Source organism: Sphingobium psychrophilum (genome assembly GCF_012927105.1).
Classification (GTDB): domain Bacteria; phylum Pseudomonadota; class Alphaproteobacteria; order Sphingomonadales; family Sphingomonadaceae; genus Sphingobium; species Sphingobium psychrophilum.
In genome coordinates, this window is record NZ_JABBFV010000002.1 from 307,264 (window position 1) to 325,713 (window position 18,450).

The window sequence follows — 18,450 nt, forward strand, 5'->3', positions numbered from 1 at the left end:
GTCTTTCCATCATGCGCAGTCGACGCGCCGCCCCATGATATAGGTGCCCGCGACGGCCCGGTCATCGCCCAATATCTGCAACGCGAACAGTCGTTCGGCAAGGTCCGCGTCGGCGGTACGCCGCGCCAGCAGCGGCGTAGCGGCAGGGTCCAGCACCACGAAATCGGCCTCCTGCCCTGGCAGCAATCCGCCGACCTTATCGCCGATATGCAGCAGCGCCGCGCTGCCCGCCGTGGCCAGATACAGCGCGCGAAACGGATCGAGCCGATGCCCGCGCATCAGCGCCGCCTGATAGGCGATCCCGGCGGTGTACAGCATCGAGAAGCTGGTGCCTGCCCCGACATCGGTGCCAAGGCCCAGTTTTATCCCATGCCGCGCCGCTTGGCTGAAATCGAAAAAGCCCGACCCCAGAAACAGGTTGGAGGTCGGGCAGACCGCGATCCCCGCGCCGCTCTCCCCCATCCGGGCGCAGGCGCGGTCGGACAGATGGATGCCGTGGGCGAAGACCGACCGCGCGCCCACCAGCCCGAAACGGTCATAGGCGTCCAGATAGTCGGCCGCGTCGAGGAAACGCGCCGCCACCGCCGCACATTCGCGTTCATTCTCGGCCAGATGGGTGTGCAGCAGCACATCTGGATGCGTCGCCAGCAGCGCGCCTGCGATATGCAGCTGCGTATCGGACGAGGTCAGCGCGAAACGCGGCGTCACGGCGTAACCCAGCCGCCCCTTGCCGCGCCACCGGCCGATCAGCGCCTCGCTCTCGGTACGTGCCGTTTCCGGCGTGTCGGCCAGCCCCTCCGGTCCCAAATCCATCAGCACTTTGCCGGAAATTATCCGCATATTCCGGGCAAGCGCCGCGTCGAACAGCGCATCGACCGAATGGGCATGGACGGTGGGAAAGACCAGGGCGCTGGTGGTGCCGTTCCGCAGCAGTTCGTCCAGAAACAGCCCGGCGACCAGGTCGGCATGGCTGCGGTCGGCGAAGGCTTTTTCCGCCGGAAAGATATGGCGATCAAGCCAGTCGAGCAGTTGTTCGCCATGCGAGGCGATCCGGTCCATCTGCGGATAATGGACATGGGCGTCGATGAAGCCCGGCACGATCAGTCCCGGCAGCGTCTCGACCGGCACATCGGCATGAACCGGCGCGAGGTCGGCATAGGCGCCGCGCGCGACGATGATGCCATCCTCCACCACCAGCAGTCCGTCCGGCTCATGCCGCACGGCGTCGGGACAGATCAGAGGATCATGCGCCACCGACAGGATGTCGCCGCGAAAGGCCCGGATAGTCATGGCCGCTCCAGTTGCAACAATTGGGCCAGCGCGGCGATGGCGATCACATCCGGTTCCTTGCCGGCCACGCCACTGATGCCTATCGGGCAGGTCAGCCGCGCACGCGCCGTTTGCGAAACGCCGTCGCGCTCCAGCCGACTATGGAAGCGCGCACGCTTGGTCTGCGATCCGATGAGGCCCACAAAGGCGATCGGTCCCCGCTCCAGCGCTGCTCGGGTCAGCCGATAGTCGAGCGCATGGTCATGGGTCAGGATCAGCATCGCGGCGTCATCGGGCGCTTCAGTCACACATTGCGCGATCGCATCCTCCGGCACGATGGCGACGCCGTCGATCGTCTCGAACAAGGGCCGCGTGTCGAACCAGGCGAGGCGTAGCGGCAGCGCCTGTGCATGGCGCGCGATCGCCTGGCCGACATGGCCCGCGCCGAACAGATAGAGCGGGCGGCGGCGCTGGCCGATCATCTCGGCAAAGGTCGCGCCCTCCCGCGGCCGGTCGCCCCGCGCGGACAGCGGGGTCGGTGTGGCCTTCGCGCTGACATGGCGCTCGATCCGGATCGGCGTCAGGGTCGATACCAGCACCCGTTCCTCCGCTGCATCGGCCAGCCAGTCGAGCGCAGCGGGATCGACATGCTCGATCAGCAACCGCACCCGCCCGCCGCAGCATTGGCCGAGCAACGGGCCAAGCGGATAATCCTGCACCCGCCAGCTGCCCGGCGGCAGCGCCAATATGATGTGCGCCTGCTCGATTGCGCGGTGCTCCAATTGACCACCGCCGATCGTCCCGAACAGCCGGTCGGCGCTCACCAGCATTCGCGTGCCCGCGCCCCGCGGCGCCGACCCCTCGCTCGCCAGTATGCTGACCAGAGCAGCCGGTTCGCTCGACGCCACCTCCTTCATCCATGCCAGCCAGTCGCTCATGCGGCGCGATGGTCCGCGATGGCGCGCAATATCCGTTCGGGCGTGGCTGGTGCATCCAGCGGGGGCAAAGCGCGCTTGTCCGGCGCGACGGCGGCGATCGCCTGATGAAGCGCGGAAAAGACCGAAATCGCCAGCATGAAGGGCGGCTCGCCCACCGCCTTGGACCGGTTGATCGTCGGCTGCACATTCTCCCCGTCCCACAGCTGGATCGACAGATGGCGCGGCCGGTCCGACGCGGTCGGGATCTTGTAGGTTGCGGGCGAATGGGTCAGCAGCCGGCCCTTGTCATCCCACACGAGTTCCTCGGTGGTGAGCCATCCCTGGCCTTGCAGGAAGCCGCCCTCGATCTGGCCGATGTCGATCACCGGGTTCAGCGATTTGCCGACATCATGCAGGATATCGACCGCCAGCACCCGATGCTCGCCGGTCAGCGTGTCGATCGCCACCTCCGCCACCGCTGCGCCATAGGCGAAATAGTAAAAAGGCCGCCCCTTATGTGCGGCGCGGTCATAAGCGATGTCGGGCGTGGCGTAATAGCCGGTCGAGGAGAGCGAGATGCGGCCCATATGCGCCTTGCGGCAGAGGTCGCCGAAGCCCATCCATTCCGTCCCAATCTGCACCGCACCGTCCGAGAAACGCACGGCTTTCTCTCCGCAACCAAAGCTGCGCGCAGCGAAGGCAGTCAGCCGGTCGCGGATCGTCATCGCGGCGTTGTAGGCCGCCATGCCATTCAAATCCGCGCCCGACGACGCCGCCGTCGCGGAGGTATTGGGCACCTTGTCCGTCCGCGTCGCGGTGATCCGCACCTGTCCCACTGGCACGGCGAACACATCGGCCACCACCTGCGCCACCTTGATATAGAGACCCTGCCCCATCTCGGTGCCGCCATGATTGATCTGGATGCTGCCGTCGGCATAGACATGGACCAGCGCGCCGGCCTGGTTGAGATGCGTGGTGGTGAAACTGATGCCGAATTTCACCGGGGTTAGCGCGATCCCTTTCTTCAACACCGGATTGCGCGCGTTGAACGCGGCGATCGCCTGCCGCCGTGCGTCATAGCGGGCGTCCGCGCGCAACCGGGCGATCAGCTGGGGCGCTATATTGTCCGTCAATTGCATGTCATAAGGCGTCACATCGCGGCCGGGGCCATAGAGATTGGCAATCCGCACATCGATCGGATCGATCCCCAGATGCGCGGCGACATCGTCCATGATCCGCTCAATCGCCAGCATTCCCTGCGGCCCGCCAAAGCCGCGAAAGGCGGTGGCGGACACGGTATGGGTTTTTAGACGTTCCGAAATGATCTCGATCGCGGGCAGATGATAGCAATTGTCGGCATGGAACATCGCCCGGTCGTTGATCGCGGGGGAGAGGTCGACGGTCGCGCCGCAGCGGGAAGCGAGCCGCAGCTTGAGCGCCAGTACGCGGCCCTGTGCGTCAAAGCCCGTCTCATAATCGACCCGGAAATCATGCCGCTTGCCGGTCATCACCATGTCGTCGTCGCGGTCGCAGCGGAACTTGGCGGGGCGTCCCGTCTTGTCCGCGACCAGGGCGGCGGCAGCGGCGAAGAGGGCGGCCTGTGTTTCCTTGCCCCCGAACGCGCCGCCCATGCGCCGCACCTCGACCGTCACGTCGGCGGAACGGCGACAGAGCATATGCGCGACCAGATGCTGCACTTCGCTGGGATGCTGGGTGGAGGACAGGACATGCATCTGTCCATCCTCACCCGGCGTCGCGATCGCGACCTGGCCCTCCAGATAGAAATGATCCTGCCCGCCCATGTCGAAGCCACCGGTCAGACGATGGGGCGCCTGCGCCAGCGCGGCGGCGGCGTCGCCCCGCGCCATGCGCTGGGTCGGCTCGATCAACGACGCGGCAGCGCGGGCATCGGCGATCGTCAGATGCGCGGGCAAGGGTTCATAAGCGATCTCGCCCAGCCGCGCCGCCTGCCGCGCGGCGCGCTGGCTGGTCGCAGCGACCAGGAAGATGGGCTGGCCGACGCAGATGACCTCGCCATCCGCAAGCAGTCGATCGTCGCCAGCGACCGGGCTGACGTCGTTCGCGCCGGAAATGTCGGCGGCGGTATAGACCGCGACCACGCCCGGCGCGGCGCGCACGGCGGCCAGGTCGATCGCCGTGATCCGCGCATGGGCCTCCTTGCTTTGACCGAAGGCCAGGTGCAGCATCGCCGCCGGTTCGGGCAGGTCGTCGGCATAGCGGGCAAGGCCGCTCACATGCAGCGCCGCGCTGTCATGCGGGTTGGATGGTTTCGTGCATGCCAACAAGCCGGGATCGCGTTCAGCCATGCTCCGCCTCCAGCGCCAGCAGCGATGCCGGCGCGCCCGACTCCCGATGCCACAACCGCCACAACAGGCTGGCCGCCGCCTCGATCCGATAAGCGGCGCTTCCGCGCACATCGCTCAACGGATCATAATCCTCACCCAGCGCGGCCACCGCGTCCGCGATCGTCGCCTGTGTCAAAGACTGGCCCGTCAGCGCGCCTTCGCAAGCCAGCGCCCGGCTCGGCGTTGCCGCCATGCCACCAAAGGCGACCCGCGCCTCGACGATCCGTTCGCCCTCCATTCCTAGCCGGATCGCACCGCACACCGCCGAAATATCGCTGTCGAACCGACGGGACAATTTGCCGATCAGGATGATGTCTGTCGCGGCGGGACGGGGGATATGGACGCTTTCGACAAATTCGAACGGCCGCCGGTCCTGCTGCCCATAGGCCAGAAAATAATCCTCCAGCGCGATCGTCCGCCGCCCCATGGCGCTGCGCAGGGTCAGACTCGCGCCCAATGCGATCAGCGCCGGCGGCCCGTCACCGATCGGCGATCCGTTGGCGATATTGCCGCCCACGGTTGCGGCATTGCGCACCTGCAACCCGCCGATCCGCCGCACCAGTTCGCCCATGTCCGGGTGCAGCCGCGCGAAAGCGGCATGGGCGTCGGCGTAACGCACCCCCGCGCCGACAGTCAGGCCCTCCGGCCCCTCCGCGATCGCCTGTAATTCCGCAATGTCGCCGATGAAGATCAATGTCTCCAGCGTTTGCAGCCCCTTCGTCACCCACAGGCCGACGTCTGTCGCACCCGCCACCAGCCGCGCGTCGGGATGGGCGGCCAGCAGGTCGGCCAGCGCGGTCGCGGTGCGGGGGATGAACCAGCGCCGCGCGCCATCGCCGCCCGCAACGGTCTGGTCCGATGCGATTCCCCGCAACGCGGCGACCGTGCCCGCATCGTCCTGAGGCAGCGTCGGCACGCTCTCCGCCGCCTCCAATATCGGCCCATAGCCGGTACAGCGGCACAAATTGCCCGCCACGATATCGGCAACCGGCAGGTCATGGCCGCGCGCGCCGATGCAGCGGCCATGCAGCGACATGACGAAACCAGGCGTGCAGAAGCCGCATTGCGAACTGCCGTTCGCCGCCATGCAGGCCTGCAACGGAGTGAGCGCATCCTCCTTGCCCAGACTCTCGACCGTCAGCAGCGCCTTGCCATGCAGCATCGGCAGGAAGAGGATGCAGCTATTGAGCGCCCGCCACGCGATAGCGTCGCCATCCAGTTCGCCAACCAGCACGGTGCAGGCGCCGCAATCGCCCTCGGCGCAGCCCTCCTTCGTGCCGGTGCGGCCCAGGCGATAGCGCAGATGATCGAGGAGGGTGGCGGTGGGATCGACCTGCGCGATCTCCACCACGCCGCCGTCCAGCAGGAAGCGCACGCCGCTCATCTCAACTGCCCCGATAGGTGGAATAGCCATAGGGCGATAGCAGTAACGGCACATGATAATGGCCATCGTCCGCGACACCGAAATGGACAGCTATAACGTCAAGGAAAGGCGGGTCAGCCAGCACGGTCCCGCGCGCCCGATAATAGGCCGCGACCGCGAATGTCAGCTGGTAGCGGCCGGGTTCGATCGGGGGCAGGCTGGGGCAACGCCCGTCGGCATTGGTGACGCCTGCGAATAGTAGCGTGTCGTCCCCCGACAACAGTTCGATCGCCACGCCCTCGGCCGGGCAGCCATGGGCGGTGTCGAGGACATGGGTGGACAGGCTGGTCATTCGGCTGCCTCCTGACGCGGCCATTGGCCGATAAACTCCGCTTCGTCATAGGCGATCAGGTCGGCGACCAGCGCGTCCTTGTCGTCCAGAAACAGCTGGTCGGTCACGCCGCGGACCAGCCGGGGCAGGGCGGTCTGCAACCCCGACAGCGCGGAGGCGGAGAGGCCCAGGCTGATGAGCGCCGAATAGTTGAAGGCGAACAGGCCGTGCAGCGCCGTTGCGCCCGCCTCGTCGCGCGGCAACAGTTGAAAGCCGGGGCCGAGATAGGGATGCGCGTCGATCAGCGTATTGCCTTCGCCCGGCGGCGGGGTGAAGCGATCGGCCCAGCGCGCGATATGCGGCGCCAGCGTCGCCAGTTCGGGGCGCAGGCCGGGATCGCTGATGAGGCCGGTTGATAGGACCACGAAATCGAACATCTGTTCGCCCTGCGGCGTCGTAACGCAGACCTGTCCATCTTCTTGTCTCACATCCAGCCATGGCGCGCCCAGATGCAGCGCGAAACCGGGCCAGGCCGCCGCGCGATCGAAGGTGTCGTTGGTGGGCGGCTGGTTATGGCCGAGGAAACTCGCCATCACCCGATATTTGGTCGCGTCATCGAGCGCAGGATAGCGGCCAGTGAACCCGACCCGCTCCATGAAACGGATCGGGTTGATCCGCGGCAGGCTCTTGCGCCGGATGAAGACATGCGCTTCCGCCACGCCCAGGCTCATCGCCGCATGGGCATTGTCGAACGCCGACGCACCGCCACCCAATATGCCGATCCGCTTGCCCGCCAGCGCGGCATAATCGATCGGCTCGCTGGTATGGACGTAGAGGTGTCGGGGCAGAGCGTCGCGGATCATGGCGGGCATGTGCCATTGCCCGCCGCCCTGGATGCCGGTCGCCAATATGACCTTGCGCGCCAGCAAGGGCGCTTGCCCGTCGAGATGCAACCGGTGCAGCCCGTCCCCGATCGGCTCGATCAGCGTCAGGCGCGTATCGTTGCGCACCGGCAGCGCCAGCACCCGGCGATACCAACGTAGATAGGCCATCCAGTCGCCGCGCGCGATCTTGTCGACCGCGTCCCAGCCTGCCGTCCCGTGCTGCGCGTCCCACCAGGCGCGATAGGTGAGCGCGGGCACCCCGAAATCGATCGGGTTCAGCATCTTGGGCGTGCGCAGCGTAATCATCCGCGCATAGCTGTCCCATGGTCCCTCCAGACCCGCCGGGCTTTCGTCGATGACCAGTATGTTGGATACGCGCTCGCGCAGCAGGCCGAAGGCCGCGGCAAGCCCGCTCTGCCCCCCGCCAACGATCACCACGTCATAAACAGGACCGTCGGGATGGGCGCGCGGCCGGGTCCAGTCCGCGCCGCCGAAACCGATCAGCGACAACTGGCGGGCGAGGTCCGCTTCCAGGGCGGGCAGGCCGATCATGCCCATTCCTCCCCGAAACGGGGAGGGGGACCGCCCGCAGGGTGGTGGAGGGGGATATCCCCACGCGCTGCGGCAAGAGGATAGCCCCCTCCGTCACCGCTTCGCGGTGCCACCTCCCCATGTCGGGGAGGAATACAAACGGCTCTCATGTCATATCCCCCAACCGTAACCGAACGATCTGCCCAATCTGCTCGATCGCCGTCGCGATTTCCTCTTCCCGCTCGTGGCGCAGACGCGCTTCCATCGCCGCCAATATACCCGCCTTGTCGGTCAGCCGCACGCAGACGATGAAAGGAAAACCAAAGCGTTCCCGATAGGCGGCGTTGAGCGCATGGAAGCGCGCATAGTCTTGCGGCGTCAGCCGATCCAGCCCGGCCGACGCCTGTTCCGCCGCCGATGCGTCGGTCAGCGTCCGGTCGATCGCCGCCTTTCCCGCCAGTTCGGGATGGGCGCGGATCAGGGCCAATTGCTCCTCGCCGCTGGCGCTGCGGACCACCGCCATCAGGTCCGCCCAGCGGTCCCCGGACGACGGGCGCGCATCGGCCCGCGCCTCTATCCAAGGGCTATGTTCGAACAATGCTTGTTGGGGGCCGGTCAATGCGTGTTTCCCTCCAGCGAGACATGCGCCGACACGACTTTCCAGCCATCGGCGAACTTGACCCAGCTTTGCGTCTGGCGACCGCGCCGGTCGCTATTCTCACGGAAAAATTCGGCGTCGGCGGTGGCGAAAGCGTCGCCATAGACGGTGATCGCGACCTTCCCCAATGTGCGCTGCGGCGATCCGCCGCGACCCTTGCGGAACGCCCGTATCTCCTCAATGCCGTAGAGCACTTCGCCGACGCCATAGCGGTTGGTGGTCGGCGCATCGTGGAACAGGGCGTCCATCGCCGGGATGTCGTCCTCCATCAGCGCCCGCTCATATTCGGCAAAGGCGGCGGTCATTTCGGCGAGCAACACGGGATCGTCTATCGTCATAGCGGGTGAACCTCCATCCAGTGGCGGGCGATATCGATGCGGCGCGCGACCCAGGCGTCGCCGCTGGCAATCACATGGTCGAGGAAACGGGCCAGGGCGCGGGCGCGGGCCGGGCGTCCCGCGATGCGGCCGTGCAGGCCGATCGACATCATCCGCCCGCCTTCCTCCCGCAATTGGTCGAACGTGTCGCGCAGGTAGCGGAAGAACTGATCGCCCTCGGTAAAGCCGTTATAGGCGACCATCTTCATGTCGTTGGCGTCGAGCGTATAGGGGACGATGAGTTGCCCTCTATCATAATAGGGCAGGTCGTCGGCATAGCTGTCCGCGTCATAGACGAAGCCGCCTTCCTCCCGCACCAGCCGCGCGGTGTTGGGCGATGTGCGGCCCTGATACCAGCCCAGCGGTCGGCTGCCGGTCAGGCTGGTGTGCAGCGCGATCGCTTCGGTAATATGCGCGCGCTCGACGTCTTCGGGCACGGTTTGATAGTCGATCCATTTCAGGCCGTGACTGGCGATTTCCCAGTCCGCCGCCAGCATCGCCTCGACCGCTGCGGGGTTCATCGCCATCGCTTTCGCTACGCCAAAAACCGTGACCGGAAGGCCGCGCTGCGTGAAGATCCGGTGCAGTCGCCAGAACCCGGCACGGCCGCCATATTCATACAGGCTTTCCATCGCCATCGCCCGGTCGGCATGGCTCTGCGCCCCAACCATTTCGGACAGGAAGGCTTCGGAGCCCCTGTCGCCGTTGAGGACGCTATTCTCCGCGCCTTCCTCATAATTGACGACGCACTGCACCGCGACCCGCGCGCCGCCCGGCCAGCGCGAATCGGGCGGCGACGCGCCATAGCCTATGAGGTCGCGGGGCGGGGTCATGCGTCCCACGCCGCCATCGCGGCGTTGACAGCCTCGCCCGCGGGCAGCGTAAATCCCTCCTGCCGCAGGCACGCCTCCAGCGCGCCGAGCGTGATCAGAACCTTATGCTTCATCGCGTTATAGCCCATCGCGCCGATCCGCCAGATGCGGCCCTGCAACGGACCGAAGGCAGTGCCGATCTCGATCTCGAACGCATCGCGCATCATCGTGCGCACCCGCTCGCCGTCCACGCCCTGCGGAATGAAGACGCCCGTCACATTGGTCATGCGATGCGCGTCGTCGCCGAAGACGGTCAGCCCCATGGCGCGCAGCCCGGCGGTCATGGCGCGCCCGGCGGCTTCGTGGCGGGCGTAGCGGGCCTCCAGCCCTTCCCCCAGCATGATCCGCGCGCATTCCCGCGCGGCATAGAGCATCGACGTTGCCTCGGTATGATGGTTCAGGCGCTTGTCGCTCCAATAATCCATGATCATGGCGAGGTCGAAATAGTTGGAGCCGATGCGCGGTCCCGCGCCGTCGCTGATGTCGTCGCGGCGGATGCCCGCTTCGACCCGCTTACGGCCCTGGATCAGCGCCGCCGCCTTGTCGGAGATGGTGATCGGCGCCGAGCCGGAAGGCCCGCCCAGGCATTTCTGCAAGCCGCCGGTGACGATGTCCGCGCCCCAGCGATCGGCGGCGATTGCCATGCCGCCGATCGTCGCGGTCGCATCGACATAGAGCAGCGCCCCCGCCGCCGCGCAGAGCGCGCCCAGCCCGTCGAGCGGTTGCGCCATGGAGGTCGAGGTGTCGCCATGGATGGTCGCGACCACCTTGGGCTGCACCCGTTCGATCCCGGCAGCGATGGCATCCATCGGCACGATTTCGCCCCAGGACGCTTCCACCGTTTCGACCCGCGCGCCGATGCGGCCCAATATTTCCGTCAGCAGCAGGCCGAACCGGCCGAAATTGACCACCAGCACGGTGTCGCCCGGTGCGACAATGCTGACCAGCGCCGCTTCGATCCCCGCCCGCGCGGTGCCATCTACCAGCATCGTCCACTGGTTCTGCGTGCCGAAGATCGGGCGGTACAGCGCCATGACCTGGTTCATATAGCCGGTCATTTCCGGGTCGAACTGGCCCAGCAGATCGGCGGACATGGCGCGCAGAACGCGGGGATGGGCGTTGACCGGCCCCGGACCCATCAGCAGCCGCTGGGGCGGGTCGATCTCGCCGAAGAGGCCGGAAGCCAAGTGATCGTCAAGCGGCGGCAAAAGTCTCTCCCAATTTGTCTATGAAGCCCAGCATGGCCTGCAACGCGGCATCGGCATCGGCCGGATCGACATGTTCGGCAGGATTATGGCTGATCCCATCCTTGCAGCGGATGAAGAGCATGGCGGTCGGGCACAGCGCCGCCATCACCATTGCATCATGGCCCGCGCCCGACACGAGGCGGAACGGCGGCTGGCCGGTGCCGACGATGGCGGCGTCCATCAGGCCCGTAAGTTGCGGATCGCACGGACTGGCAGGCAAGTCGTGGACCAGCGTCGTTGCCACATCCAGCCGGCGGCGGCCGGCGATGCCGGTGATGGCGTCGATCATCGCCTCCGCGGCGCTATCGCGCCGAGCCGCATCGCCAGACCGCACGTCGATGGTGAAACGCACTTCGCCGGGGATGACATTGGCCGCGCCCGGCAGCGCCTCGATCCGTCCCACCGTGGCGACGAGGTCGGATGCGGCATCGCGTGCTAGTCCCTCAATCGCCAGCATCGCTTCCGCCGCGCCCGCGAGCGCGTCGCGCCGCAAGGGCATCGACGTCGTGCCGGCATGGCCTGCCATGCCCCGCAGCGTTACCTGATAGCGCAGTTGCGCCGCGATGCCGGTAACGGTGCCTAGCGCCAACCCCTGCGCCTCCAGTACCGGCCCCTGTTCGATATGCGCTTCGAGATAGGCGAGGGTGGTCTCGGGCGCGCGCGCTGCGGAGAGATAGGCACCAATGTCGACGCCTGCATCCCCTAATGCAACGCCGTCGCCGTCATTGAGGTCCAGCGCCTCAGCCACCAGCGTCCCCGCCACCGCCCGGCTGGTCAGCATGGCGGCAGGAAAGCGCGATCCTTCCTCGTCGCCAAAGGCGATCACCTCGATCGGGAAGGGCAGGCGACGCCCGGCGCGGTGCAGCGCCGCGACCGCCTCCACGCCCAACATGATGCCCAGCGGCCCGTCATAGCACCCCGCATCCCTGACGCTGTCAAGATGGCTGCCGATCAGCAGCGCGGGCGCGGCCGGGTCCAGCCCTTCGTATCGGCCGATCAGGTTGGCGGCCGGGTCGCGCCGCACAGCCATACCCGCCTCTTCCATCCACCCCGCCAGCGCCGCCTGTGCATGGGCATAGGCCGGCGTCAGATAGCCCCGATACAGGCCACCCGCCATGTCGCTATAGGGCGGCACGCCCAGCGCGTCGCAGCGTGCGACCGCTCTCGCTCCGCCGCTCACCATGCCGCCACCGCGCCGTCGCTACGCGGATCGGTCGCGCCGTCCAGCCGCCCATCACTATGGCGCACGATAGCCCCGGCATGGCCCATGGTCGGGGTTAGCGGCCCGACCCGTTCGACATCATGACCGGCGGCCGCGAGTTCGGCATAGACGCTGTGGTCGAACCCGTCCTCCAGCTTGAGCGTTGTCGATTGCTCGCCCCAAGTGCGCCCCAACAGCCAGCGCGGCGCACTGATCGCCTCCTGCAAGTCCATGCCATAGCGGGCGTAGCGCGTGAACAAGGCCGCCTGTGTCTGCGGCTGGCCCTCGCCGCCCATCGTGCCGTAGGCCATCACCCGACCGTCGTCGAAACATGCGAGCGCGGGATTGAGTGTGTGGAAAGGTTTGCGGCCGGGCTTCAGCGCATTCCAGCCGCTCTCCGCCAACCGGAAGCTGCTGCCGCGATTCTGCCAGGTAATGCCGGTGCGCGGCAGCACCAGACCCGATCCGAACTCGAAATAGGTGGACTGGATGCAGGATACGACCCGCCCGTCGCCATCGGCGGCTGCGAACCAGCAGGTGTCGCCCCATTGGGGCGGCTGCGGCCAGGGGAGGGCGCGGGCCGGATCGATCTTCGCTGCCAGCGCATCCAGCGCGGCGGGATCGTCCAGCAGGCCTTGCCAGTCATAATCGTGGAAAACCGGGTCGCCGACATGGGTGTCGCGGATCAGGAAGGCCTGTTTTGTCGCTTCGACCAGCCCATGCACATGGTCGAACCCATCGGCGCTCCCAGCGCGCAGCCGGTCGAACAGCGCGAGGATCAGCAGCGAGGCGAAGCCCTGGGTCGGCGGCGCGCTGTTATAGAGGGTCGCGCCATCGATCCCGACATGCAGCGGATCAGGGCGGGTCGCCTGATGCGCGGCCAGATCGGCGGCGGAAACGGGGCTGCCCAGCGCCGCCAGATCGGCGGCGATGTCGGCCGCCAGCGCGCCGCTGTAAAAACTTGCCAATCCCTCGTCCGCCAGCCGTTCCAGCGTGTCGGCCAATAGGGGCTGGCGCAACAGATCGCTCGCGCGCACCGGCCGACCTTCGGGTTCGAAGGTCGTTGCATAGGCACCTGGCTGACCGCGCAACTCCTCGCCCTTGGTCGCGGCGATAGCCGCGCCGCCCGCGGTGACGGCGACGCCTGCGCGCGCATGGTCGATCGCATCGCGCAGCAACCGGGCCAGTGGCAGCGTGCCGCCCTCCAGGGCCGCCGCCCAGCCCGAAACCGTCCCCGCCACCGTGTTCGCCGCCAGTGGTCCGCGCGTCGGCACCGCTTCAAGTCCCGCATAGAGCGACAGGTCCGCCTTGGCCGCCGCGCCGCCGCAGCCATGGATGCCATGAACGCGCCCGTCCGGCTCCCGGATCAGCCAGAACCCATCGCCACCGATGCCGGTCATGTGCGGATAGACCACCGCCAGAGTCGCCGCGACCGCGACGCACGCCTCCACCGCATTACCCCCATCGCGCAGCACGCTGAGGCCCGCTGCGCTCGCCAGATGATGCGGCGCGGTCACCATGCCGTGCCGGCCAGATAGGGTCGAAAGCGCCATCAGTCGGGCAGCGCCGCGACGAAGGCGCGCACGACATGGGCGCTGTTGATCGACGCCAAAGCCATGAAGGCGACCATCTGGTTCTCGCCCGCGTCGCCTCCGGCCAGGTCGGACAGGCTGCGGAAAACGATGACTGGGACGTCATTGGCATAGGCGACCTGCGCCACCGCGGCGCTTTCCATGTCCAGCACGCGCGCCTTCCATGCGCTGCTCAGATAGTCGCGAAATTCGGCATTGTCCGCGAAGACGCCCGCGCTGACACCCGTGCCGCCGACCACGATCTTGGGATCATGCGGCAGGCAGGCCGGGGCCGTACCCTCATTTTGGACGCAGCGTTCCAGCTTCACGTCGGCCGCCACCTTCTGCGCCAGTTGCAGCAAGGCAGGATCGACGCCGAAACTGTAATGACGCTTCACCGGCTCGTTCGCATTGCCGATGCGCACCCCGCGCGGGAACATCATGCCCCAATTGGCCGGCGCTTCAGCGTCCACCGCTTCGGGCACGGTCCAGCCGTCGCCATTCTTGCGCGCGAAGGAGACTTCCAGATATTGCGCCCAGTCCTGCGGCACGATGACGTCGCCGATCGACAGGCCGGGATCGACCCCGCCGGCAATGCCGGAAAAGACGATTCGCCGCACGGTGAAGCGATCCAGCACCAGTTGCGTGTTCATCGCGGCGTTCACCATCGACACGCCGCTCTGCATCAGCAGGACCGGCTTGCCCGCCATCCTGCCGGTCAGGAAGGTCATGCCGTTGATCTGGTGCCGCTTGGGCCTATCGACGGATTTTACCAGCGCATCCCATTCAGGCAGGAAGGCGGTCATGACCACGGTGCGCGGTGTGCTGTCCGCTTTGCGCGCCAGGGCTTGAGAGGGCAGGGCAAGCGCCAGCAGCGCGAGGGCAATAAAACGCATCAGGCTGCTCCCATCCAGACGAAGCGGACAACGAAAAGGCCGGCCAGCAGAAACAGGAACCAGTCCTTGCGCGTCGCCGTGCCGCGCAGCGCTTTCAGCGCCGCATGGGCGGTGATGCCAAAGGCCAGGCCATTGGCGATCGAGAAGGTCAGTGGGATCATCGCGACGGTGAGGAAGGCGGGGATCGCTGACATCGGGTCTTCCCACTCCACCTCGGTCAGCGGCACCAGCATCAGCCCGCCGACGATGATGAGCGCGGGCGCGGTCGCGGCCAGCGGCACGAGTTGCGCATAAGGGGCAACGAACATGGTCAACAGGAACAGGATGCCGGTGACGACCGCCGTCAGTCCGGTGCGCCCGCCCGCCTGCACGCCCGCGGCGCTTTCGACATAGGATGTGACGGTGCTGGTCCCCGCCATCGACCCGACGATGGTGGCGACCGCGTCGGTCATCAGGATGCGGTTGAGGCCCGGAATCTTTCCGGCCGCGTCCATCAACCCGGCGCGCTTCGTGACCGCCACCAGCGTCCCGATATTGTCGAACAGATCGACGAACAGGAAGACGAACAGGATTTCCAGCAGGCCGAGGCCATGGCTACCGGTCAGCCCGAACACGCCGGGCAGGTCCAGCTGAAACGCCGTGCCGGTCAGCGCGTCCAGACTATAGGGTTCGGGCTTGACCGTCACCATGCCGGTCAGCCAGCCGACGATCGTGGTGGCCACGATGCCGATCAGCATCGCGCCGCGCACATTCCAGACACTGAGCGTGCCGATCACCAGCAAACCCAGCAGCGCCAGCGCCGCGCCGGGCGCTTTGAGGTCGCCTAGCGCCACGAAGGTCGCCGGGTTCGCGCCCACGATCCCTGCATTTTTCAGCCCGATAAAGCCAATGAACAGGCCAATGCCGCCCGCCACCGCCGCGAACAGATAGGTGGGGATGACCGCAACGATCAATTGCCGCACCCCGGTCAGCGTCAGGATCAGAAAGGCGACGCCCGACAGGAAGACGCAGCCCAGCGCGATTGGCCATGGCACACCCATCTGCCCGACCACGGTGAAGGCGAAATAGGCGTTCAACCCCATGCCCGGTGCCAGCGCCAGCGGGACATTAGCGGTCAGGCCCATCAGGATGGACGCGAAGGCGGCGGCGAAGCAGGTGGCCGCCGCGACCGAGGCGACGGGCATACCGGTCGAACCCAGGATCGCCGGATTGACCAGCACGATATAGGCCATCGTCAGGAAGGTGGTGATCCCGGCCAGCACCTCCGTTCGCGCTGATGTGCCGCGCTGGCTGAGCGCGAAATAACGGTCCAGCCTGCCTGTCGGCGCTTCTGGCGGATGGTGATCCGCGACCTGCGATGGCGTCATGCGATGTCCCCCGAATGTTGATGTCCCGGCATGGTGACGCCGGTGATGCCCCGTTGCTCCAGCATGGCGGCCAGGCGGAACAAGGTCGGTTCGCCCCCCGGCTTGCCGATCAGTTGCAACCCCAATGGCAGCCGCCCCGGACGATAGAGCGGAACGCTGAGCGAAGGAAAGCCGGTGAAGCTGATCGGCTGGCTATGGATGCCCAGATCCGCGCGCGCCGGCGTCATTACTCCGTCGATCAGGATGCGGGGATCGTCGATCGGCGGCGCCGTGCAGGGCGTCGCAGGCGCGATCAGCACGTCATAGGGCGCGATCAGCTCCAGCATGGCCGCGCGGAAATTGGCGCGGAACGCCTGCGCCGCTTCATACAGTTGATTGGGCAACAGCGTGCCTGCGATCAGCCGGTCGCGCACCTGGGGATCGAACGCCATGGCGTCGCGCGCCAGCGCCGCGCGGTGCAGTTGCCCGCCTTCGTTGGCCGTTATCAGGAAGGCGGCGGAACGCGCACGGGCGATGTCTGGCACGGTCACGACCGGCGCATCGGGCGCGATGGCGTCTATCGCAGCGCTCTGGTCGGGGTCGATATTCTCGGCGAAGCGACCGCCCAGCCGGGCGACGCGGATCGGCGCATCCTCCTCCTGCGCGGATCGGCCGGCCAGCACTTCCCAGATCGTCACCATGTCCGCCAGCGACGCAGTGAACGGGCCGATATCGTCGAAACTGTCGGCGAAGGGAAAGGCGCCCGCCATCGGCAAATCGCCATGCGTCGGCTTCAGGCCGTACAGACCGGTCAGGCTGGCCGGCACCCGGATCGACCCATTGGTGTCCGACCCCAGCGAAAAAGGCAACAGCCCGGCCGCGACCACCGCCGCCGATCCGCCCGACGATCCACCGGCCAGCCGGGTTGGGTCATGCGGATTGCGGGTCGTGCCATGCAGCGCATTGATGGTTGCAAAGCCATAGGCGAACTCGTCCATGTTGAGGCTCGCCACCAGCACTGCGCCTGCGGCTCTTAGGCGATGGATCGCTTCGGCATCCTGCGTCGCTGGCGGCGCATCGGCATAAAGGCGCGACCCGGCGGTGGTGGGCAGGCCGGCAATGTCGAACAGATCCTTGACGCCAAAGGGCACGCCCGCCAGCGGCCCCGGATCGCGCCCGGCGGCGACCAGCGCGTCGATCCTCTCCGCATCTGCGCGCGCCGGCCCGGCGATGATGCGGGTGACGGCGCAGAGCGGCGCTGCCTCTAGCGACAGCGCCGTCAGGCATTTATCGAGCAAATGGGTGGCGGACTGTTGGCCGCTGCGCACGGACTGGGCGATCGCCATGGCGCCCATCATGGCGCGGCATTTTCATGACGGCCCAGCAACAGCGCGGCGTGACGATCGAGCAGGGCCATGTTCGCGACCACGCCGGGCATGCAGGCCGCGTCGATCGGCAGGCCGATGGCGTCCGCCGCCCGATGAATGTCCGCTTCGCTTCGGGGCAACGGGGGGATGGGTGTTGAGGTAAGGACCGGGGCCAGGGGAGCTTCAGTTTGCCGCGCGAACCGTGCGGCCAGCGCCGCACAGACAAGCAGTTGCAACTGGTGGAATATCATCAGCGGCAGGATCAGCAGGCCAACTTGCGCGGGCGGGAACAGAGCACCGGCCATCGGCACGCCGGATACAAGGCTTTTCTTCGATCCGCAGAACAGCAGCACGATCGCGTCCTGGCGAGGCAAGCCGGCCAGGCGCGCAACGCCCATGTTCACGCTCATGACGATAGCCAGGACGAGCGCACTGAGGCCCAGCAGCACCAGCAGGTCGCCCACACCGACCTGCATCCATATGCCGCCCGCCACGGCGGCGCTGAAAGCGGAATAGACGACCAATAATATCGCGCCGCGATCCACCGGCATCAGCAACCCCTTATGCCGGTCGATAAAACCGCCAATATAGGGGCGCAGCAAATGGCCCGCGACAAACGGGACCAGCAGTTGCAGGGCGATATTCTGAACGGAATGCAGCGTGGCCGTGCCGCCATGTCCCTCTACATTCAGGGTCAAAGTGACGAGCAGGGGCGTCAGCAGAATGCCGATCAGGTTGGATAGCGACGCGCTGCACAGGGCGGCGGCGACATTGCCGCCCGCCATCGCCGTAAAGGCGATCGACGATTGGACCGTAGAGGGCAAAAGGGTCAGATAGAGCAGGCCCGACATGAGGATCGGGTCGGCCCAGCCCCGCATCAGCGACGTCAGCGCGATGCCGACAGCCGGGAACAGCATGTAGGTCGAAGCAAAGACCAGCAAATGCAACCGCCAGTTGCCCACCCCCTGGAAAATCGCCGCGCGCGACAGTTTTGCGCCATGGAGAAAAAACAGCAGGGCGACAGCGATATCGGCCAGCACATCGATCCAGCCCGCGGCCTGCCCGCTCGCAGGCAATAGCGACGCGACGCCCACTGTGCCGATCAGCCACAAGAGAAATGGGTCAATCCGCAGGATAGAATGGGTCAGGCGCGCCATGGCGGCCTTATGCTCGTCTTGCCCCTACCGATCCACCAGAATGACTTCAACGGATCATTGCAAAAAATAGAGCGCCATAGGCTTGCGGGAAAAGACG

Annotated in this window: 16 protein-coding genes; all 16 read right to left on the bottom strand. The window is 66.7% G+C overall.

Annotated features, from left to right (window positions below; translation table 11 throughout):
* Positions 1–9: 9 nt before the first annotated feature.
* The gene (gene guaD, locus HHL08_RS04785) at positions 10–1,290 is read right to left on the bottom strand and encodes a guanine deaminase (RefSeq protein WP_169571325.1); all 1,281 of its coding nucleotides are present in this window, start codon (positions 1,288–1,290) and stop codon (positions 10–12) included.
* Positions 1,287–2,207 carry a xanthine dehydrogenase accessory protein XdhC gene (xdhC, locus tag HHL08_RS04790; RefSeq protein ID WP_169571326.1) on the bottom strand — a complete coding sequence of 307 codons (921 nt, stop codon included), beginning with the start codon at positions 2,205–2,207 and terminating at the stop codon, positions 1,287–1,289. The genes guaD and xdhC overlap by 4 nt, the downstream gene beginning before the upstream one ends.
* The gene (gene xdhB / locus HHL08_RS04795) at positions 2,204–4,513 is read right to left on the bottom strand and encodes a xanthine dehydrogenase molybdopterin binding subunit (protein WP_169571327.1); all 2,310 of its coding nucleotides are present in this window, start codon (positions 4,511–4,513) and stop codon (positions 2,204–2,206) included. Before xdhB ends, xdhC begins: the two co-directional genes overlap by 4 nt.
* A complete protein-coding gene (gene xdhA, locus HHL08_RS04800; protein ID WP_235954841.1) occupies positions 4,506–5,966 on the bottom strand; it encodes a xanthine dehydrogenase small subunit in 1,461 nt (486 codons plus the stop codon). Before xdhA ends, xdhB begins: the two co-directional genes overlap by 8 nt.
* Complete coding sequence (uraH, locus tag HHL08_RS04805; RefSeq protein ID WP_169571328.1) at positions 5,938–6,267, bottom strand: hydroxyisourate hydrolase; 330 nt, start codon at positions 6,265–6,267, stop codon at positions 5,938–5,940. Before uraH ends, xdhA begins: the two co-directional genes overlap by 29 nt.
* Entirely contained in the window at positions 6,264–7,688 is a 1,425-nt protein-coding gene (locus tag HHL08_RS04810; RefSeq protein WP_169571329.1) for an FAD/NAD(P)-binding protein, read from the bottom strand. Before HHL08_RS04810 ends, uraH begins: the two co-directional genes overlap by 4 nt.
* A 139-nt stretch (positions 7,689–7,827) precedes the next feature.
* A complete protein-coding gene (uraD, locus tag HHL08_RS04815) occupies positions 7,828–8,280 on the bottom strand; it encodes a 2-oxo-4-hydroxy-4-carboxy-5-ureidoimidazoline decarboxylase (RefSeq protein ID WP_169571330.1) in 453 nt (150 codons plus the stop codon).
* Positions 8,277–8,657: an oxalurate catabolism protein HpxZ gene (hpxZ, locus tag HHL08_RS04820; RefSeq protein ID WP_169571331.1), complete on the bottom strand. Its 381-nt coding sequence runs from the start codon at positions 8,655–8,657 to the stop codon at positions 8,277–8,279. Before hpxZ ends, uraD begins: the two co-directional genes overlap by 4 nt.
* Entirely contained in the window at positions 8,654–9,529 is an 876-nt protein-coding gene (gene puuE, locus HHL08_RS04825; RefSeq protein ID WP_169571332.1) for an allantoinase PuuE, read from the bottom strand. Before puuE ends, hpxZ begins: the two co-directional genes overlap by 4 nt.
* On the bottom strand, positions 9,526–10,707 hold the full coding sequence (locus HHL08_RS04830) for a pyridoxal-phosphate-dependent aminotransferase family protein (protein ID WP_169571400.1): 1,182 nt from the start codon (positions 10,705–10,707) through the stop codon (positions 9,526–9,528). Before HHL08_RS04830 ends, puuE begins: the two co-directional genes overlap by 4 nt.
* A 55-nt stretch (positions 10,708–10,762) precedes the next feature.
* Positions 10,763–11,998, bottom strand: a complete 1,236-nt coding sequence (locus tag HHL08_RS04835; RefSeq protein WP_169571333.1) for an allantoate amidohydrolase — start codon at positions 11,996–11,998, stop codon at positions 10,763–10,765.
* The gene (locus tag HHL08_RS04840; RefSeq protein WP_169571334.1) at positions 11,992–13,569 is read right to left on the bottom strand and encodes a gamma-glutamyltransferase family protein; all 1,578 of its coding nucleotides are present in this window, start codon (positions 13,567–13,569) and stop codon (positions 11,992–11,994) included. Before HHL08_RS04840 ends, HHL08_RS04835 begins: the two co-directional genes overlap by 7 nt.
* The gene (locus HHL08_RS04845; RefSeq protein ID WP_169571335.1) at positions 13,569–14,483 is read right to left on the bottom strand and encodes a 5'-methylthioadenosine/S-adenosylhomocysteine nucleosidase; all 915 of its coding nucleotides are present in this window, start codon (positions 14,481–14,483) and stop codon (positions 13,569–13,571) included. The genes HHL08_RS04840 and HHL08_RS04845 overlap by 1 nt, the downstream gene beginning before the upstream one ends.
* On the bottom strand, positions 14,483–15,850 hold the full coding sequence (locus HHL08_RS04850; protein WP_169571336.1) for an NCS2 family permease: 1,368 nt from the start codon (positions 15,848–15,850) through the stop codon (positions 14,483–14,485). The genes HHL08_RS04845 and HHL08_RS04850 overlap by 1 nt, the downstream gene beginning before the upstream one ends.
* Positions 15,847–17,187, bottom strand: coding sequence for an AtzE family amidohydrolase (locus tag HHL08_RS04855; RefSeq protein WP_169571337.1), 1,341 nt, complete (start codon positions 17,185–17,187; stop codon positions 15,847–15,849). The genes HHL08_RS04850 and HHL08_RS04855 overlap by 4 nt, the downstream gene beginning before the upstream one ends.
* A complete protein-coding gene (locus tag HHL08_RS04860; RefSeq protein WP_169571338.1) occupies positions 17,184–18,353 on the bottom strand; it encodes a bile acid:sodium symporter in 1,170 nt (389 codons plus the stop codon). Before HHL08_RS04860 ends, HHL08_RS04855 begins: the two co-directional genes overlap by 4 nt.
* Positions 18,354–18,450 lie beyond the last annotated feature (97 nt).